This is a genomic window from Endozoicomonas sp. SESOKO3, from assembly GCF_024606255.1.
In genome coordinates this window covers 1-5,125 of sequence record NZ_JAHHPR010000578.1, presented here as the reverse complement: position 1 = coordinate 5,125, position 5,125 = coordinate 1, and the positions used below count along the sequence as shown (strand labels likewise).

The window sequence follows — 5,125 nt, the reverse complement described above, 5'->3', positions numbered from 1 at the left end:
AGCAGCGGATTGAAAATCCGCGTGTCGGTGGTTCGATTCCGCCCCTAGGCACCATATATAAAAAAGGGTTACGAGCAATCGTAACCCTTTTTTATTTGCAGGGGACACTGCTTCCTTAGTGCCAATTCTGCTATAGCGGATTAGCATGACAGAATGCTTTTTCTGGCTCAACGATATTGAAAATTGTACCCCTACCATAGTGCTCAAACCGCCCGGGCACACCAGATGATCTTGCCCACTACCGGATTCTCTTCCAGCTTTTTCAGATCAATATTCCAACCGGGATACTCAGGGTTATCGCTGGTTATTTCCAGTTCATGCTGTACCTGTTTGACCCGCTTGGCCATCAAACCATCGTCTGTCTGAATAAGATAAACCGCTTCACTCTGAACTGATTTCCGGGACATATCTACCAACACCTGGTCTCCGTCCCGAAAAGTAGGAAGCATACTGTCACCAGTGATCGTGACAAATGCCAGGTTTTCACCGGAAACGCCCAGCTGTCGGCTCAGAAAGGCTTTATTAAAGGCAAAATAGTCGCTGACATCTTCACCTTGCACTACAGAGCCCATCCCTGCACTGGCCTGCACATCAAACATAGGAGTGAAGACAATTTCTTTACTGTCTGAAGTATCAGAGATTTGTCCACTGTCGTTTTGATTACCCGTCAGCAGCCAGTTTAAGTCTACCCGAAACTCATCATAGAGACTTTCCAGATAAGCCATGGAAGGGCGGCTGGTACCCCGACAGATTTTATAGATATGAGAGGCGGATTTACCTGTCATTTCGGCAAACTGTTTTTTGTTACCCTGTGTCAGACGATCAACTATCAACTGAAATCGACGTGCGAAAGCGTTTGCCATACCCTGCTTTGTCCTGAAAAAGAATAAAGGGTTGATTATACAACAGCAGGTCTGATGCCAGTGATATAGATATGAAAAGTCATTCGCTGTTCAGCCTTTTATCAAGGACCTATATAATCAATCAATGACTTTCCGGCTACGCTCTTATCAAAAAGAAGCTGTTTCCAAAGTGATACAGCATTTTCGCAAAAGTGACGACCCTGCTCTTGTGGTTCTGCCCACAGGTGCAGGTAAAAGTCTGGTGATCAGTGAACTGGGGCGAATTGCCCGTGGCCGGGTTTTGATTCTGGCTCATGTCAAAGAGCTGGTTGAACAGAATCATGCCAAGTATGAGAGCTATGATTTGAAAGCCTCCATTTTCAGTGCCGGCCTGGGCAGGAAAGAAGCTTCTGAGCAGGTTGTATTCGGCAGTATTCAATCGGTCGCCAAAAACCTGAATCAGTTTGATGACGATCATTTCTCGCTACTGGTCATTGATGAGTGCCATCGGGTTTCTCTGGAGAAGACCTCCAGTTATCACAGGGTCATAGAGCACCTCCAAACGCTCAATCCGAGGCTGAAAATACTGGGGTTAACGGCTACACCCTATCGGCTTGGAATGGGCTGGATTTATCAGCATTACTTGCCTGGAAACAAAAAAGGCACCCTGAAAACGGCTGAAAAGCGATTTTTCAAAAGCTGTATCTATGAACTTTCATTGTCGTACATGATTAAAAATCACTATCTGACACCCGCAACTTTAATCGATGCTCCAGTTATTTTTTACGACTTTAGCCTTTTATCAAGAGACCGTTTTGGTCGCTGCAGCGAAGCGGATCTGAACAAGCTTCTGAAAGGCAAAGGGCGGGCAACGAAACAGATCATCACCCAGGTTATGAAAGCGTCAGAAGACAGAAAAGGCGTCATGATTTTCGCCTCCACCGTGGATCATGCCCGGGAAATAATAGGCTATCTGCCAGAATCTGAATCTGCTTTGATTATTGGTGACACGCACACTCAGGCGCGTGACAACCTGATTCAGGCTTTCAAGGCTCAGAAGATCAAATATCTCGTCAACGTGTCAGTATTAACCACCGGCTTCGATGCCCCTCATGTTGATTTGATCGCTATTCTTCGCCCCACAGAGTCTGTCAGTCTTTATCAACAGATTGTGGGCCGCGGGCTTCGTCTGGCAGAAAGCAAGAAAGATTGTCTGGTGATAGACTTTGCCGGAAATCGCTATGATCTGTTCAGCCCTGAAATAGGTAGCCCAAAGCCAGACTCCCAATCCGTTCCGGTGACGGTTCCCTGTCCTGCCTGTGGCCATGAGAACAGCTTCTGGGGCATCCTCGACAACGACGGTGATCTGGTTGAACACTATGGCCGCCGCTGTCAGGGCATTGAAGAGTTTGAAGGTCAAATGGTTCAATGTGACTTCCGCTATCGCTTCAAGGAGTGCGAAGAATGCGGTGCAGAGAACGATATTGCCGCCAGAAAGTGCCATCAATGCAGAAGAGCACTGGTTGATCCGGATAAAAAACTGCGAGACGCCCTTAACCTGAAAGACTGCATGGTTCTTCGTTGCTCTGGCATGACGCTGGAACCTGACTCCGGGGGCAATAACCCCAGAATCAAAATTACCTACTACGATGAAGACGGAGCCGAAGTCTGCGAGTATTTCCGCCTGGATACCCCTGCTCAACAGGGTGCTTTTTATCATCATTTTGGCAAGCATGCTTTGATTAACCGTGCTGAGCCTTTCAGGGCAAAGTCCGTGGATGCCGTTATTCGTCAGCAAAAGAAATTTCGCAAACCTGACTTCGTGATTGCTCAAAAAGAGAAACACTATTGGTCGGTCATTGATAAGCTTTTCGACTATGAAGGTCATTATCGAAAGGCTTATAACGCAGAATAAGGCTTTTGTCGTTCATTAATTTCCTTCAGGATATACGTCTGAAAGAGCACCAGCACTTTTTCCATCTTTGGTGCACGTTTACACAAAAATGCACCGATTCTCTTCCTTCCCCGCAATTCCCTTCTTGTAGCGTTGACCATCCTGTAAGTGGTTAACTTATTAAAAAACAGAATGTTAAGAGACAGATCAAAGGTCAGGCATCTTTCTTGCTGCAAAGGACTCGACGAATAATAAATAAAGCGAGATGGAACTATATGGCTTATATCGAACCCGATGAATTTGTTAAAAAAATGGTGGACTCCGGTGAGTCCAAGATCTTTATGTCGACCAAAGATACCTTTATCCGGGCCTTCATGGCAGGAGCTATTCTGGGGCTGGCTGCCATCTTTGCCATTACAGTGACTATCAATACTGGCTCCCCGCTAATTGGAGCTCTGCTGTTCCCGATCGGTTTTATCATGCTGTATCTCATGAAGTTTGACTTGCTGACTGGTGTCTTTACCCTGGTTCCCCTGGCGTTAATTGATAAACGACCCGGCGTCGATATGAGAGGGCTTCTCAGGAATTGGGGGCTGGTATTTCTGGGGAACTTTGCCGGAGCACTGACTACCGCTTTCTTTGTGTCGTTTATTTTGACCTACGGCTACAGCATTGATGGTGGAGCAATAGCTGCGAAGGTCTCCGCCATTGGTGAGTCGAGAACTTTAGGCTACCAAGAGCACGGTCTTGCTGGCTGGTTAACCATTTTTGTTCGGGGAATGCTCTGCAACTGGATGGTATCAATGGGCGTTGTCGGTGCCATGATCTCAACTTCTGCAGGTGCCAAGATGGTAGCCATGTGGATGCCCATTATGCTGTTTTTCTTCATGGGCTTTGAGCACTCTATCGTCAATATGTTTCTTTTCCCCTTCTCAATGATTATGGGCGGTGAGTTTACTGTTATGGATTACTTGATCTGGAATGAGCTACCGACTGCTCTGGGGAATCTGGTAGGGGGTTTCCTTCTGGTTGGTTTGCCACTTTATCTGACCCATGTACGAACCAGCCCAGAGCGCGAACTGGCATAACACAACGGTGCGACTACCTCTCTTATTCAAGAGGTAGTCGCAGATGCTGCATTGAGAAACAAGAACTGAACGATCCCCCCGACCCATCGATTTTTTAGATCTATATATCCACGATATTTGTGATGTTATTCGATATTATTATACTTTTGGCCTCTAACATAAAAACATGATCTGGATTGTCGCACTCATTGCTCTGTCTATTATTGGTAACTTTATGCTGCTCCTACCTTCCAGATCGGAAAGGCGACGCATGAAGCTCAGAAACAAGGCCATCCTGTCTGGCTTTACCTGCCGGGAAATCAGAGACGAAGATCTTTTACCTGAAGCTGCCAGCATCAAACAAAGCCCCTGGCTTGAGTATTCCACAGTGTCTCTTGCTCAAGACAATGACTCGCTCATTGTTCTGGAGAAAGCCGATGGACACTGGCCTGAAAACACCAGAGTCAGCTCTGAGATACTCTCCAAATTGCCTGCTTCTGCTGTAAGAGTCGCCTTCCGGACAGGTTCCATCGCAGTACTCTGGAATGAAGAAGGTGAACTGGAAGATGTTCAGAGCATCATGGATTTTCTGGAGAGTGTTGCTGTTACAGAACCCAGCCAAAAACCTGAACCGCCACCATTGACAGTAGCAGAATACGACTGATCAAAAAAACCACTTTTTGCTTTCTTGACGTTTGGTTAGGGCTGATAAAAAACCTAACCGGCTTTTAAGTGCTAAGGAGAGTTCGGTTATGGAAAATATAATCGGAGCATTAATCATGTTTATAGCAGGAGCAGTTCCTGGCTACATCCTTGCTTATATGATTGGAGTAAAGAAGTCTGTTCACCTGATTAGTGGCTGGAATTCTTCTAAGATTTCCAATCCAGATAACTATGCTCAAATTATTGGTTTTGGACTGTTCATTTTGGCTATCAATATCACCATCGCTGCCTTGCTACTATCTACAGGCTTAGCATCAGAGATGGAGCTTACATTTCTTATCGTTGGTTCCGTTTTGGCACCAGTAATCTGCTCAATTTTAGCCAAAGTTAAGTATGGCAAGTGATGCATTTAATAAAGCGCTGCAACCAACCACCGGTAACTATCACCTCTACCCTCGGGTTAATCATTGGCTTAGCATTTATCGCAGTGCATCTTTAATCCTTCTGCTCTTTTTTTCCCACACAACAAAAACCCCAGCCGATCACTCAACTGGGGTTTTGCTTTATTCAATGCCTGGCGATGACCTACTCTCACATGGGGAAACCCCACACTACCATCGGCGATCTGTCGTTTCACTTCCGAGTTCGGGATGGGATCG

The 5,125-nt window shown here is 46.0% G+C and carries 5 protein-coding genes and 1 rRNA gene; 4 read left to right on the top strand and 2 right to left on the bottom strand.

Annotated features, from left to right (window positions below; all coding sequences use genetic code 11):
• Window positions 1-203: 203 nt before the first annotated feature.
• On the bottom strand, window positions 204-863 hold the full coding sequence (locus KDK18_RS09865) for an XRE family transcriptional regulator (RefSeq protein ID WP_257254732.1): 660 nt from the start codon (window positions 861-863) through the stop codon (window positions 204-206).
• Window positions 864-987: 124 nt separating this feature from the next.
• Between KDK18_RS09865 and KDK18_RS09860 the strand changes: the two genes are divergently transcribed.
• The 4 genes from KDK18_RS09860 (at window position 988) to KDK18_RS09845 (ending at window position 4,870) form a co-directional block, all read left to right on the top strand.
• Window positions 988-2,757, top strand: a complete 1,770-nt coding sequence (locus KDK18_RS09860; RefSeq protein WP_257254731.1) for a DEAD/DEAH box helicase — start codon at window positions 988-990, stop codon at window positions 2,755-2,757.
• 254 nt (window positions 2,758-3,011) lie between these two features.
• A complete protein-coding gene (locus KDK18_RS09855; RefSeq protein ID WP_257254730.1) occupies window positions 3,012-3,824 on the top strand; it encodes a formate/nitrite transporter family protein in 813 nt (270 codons plus the stop codon).
• Between the two features lie 166 nt (window positions 3,825-3,990).
• Window positions 3,991-4,467, top strand: a complete 477-nt coding sequence (locus tag KDK18_RS09850; RefSeq protein WP_257254729.1) for a hypothetical protein — start codon at window positions 3,991-3,993, stop codon at window positions 4,465-4,467.
• Window positions 4,468-4,555: 88 nt separating this feature from the next.
• Window positions 4,556-4,870 carry a hypothetical protein gene (locus KDK18_RS09845; protein ID WP_257254728.1) on the top strand — a complete coding sequence of 105 codons (315 nt, stop codon included), beginning with the start codon at window positions 4,556-4,558 and terminating at the stop codon, window positions 4,868-4,870.
• A 168-nt stretch (window positions 4,871-5,038) separates the two neighbouring features.
• Here the strand turns inward: KDK18_RS09845 and rrf are convergent.
• Window positions 5,039-5,125 (bottom strand): 5S ribosomal RNA (gene rrf / locus KDK18_RS09840); the annotation flags it as partial.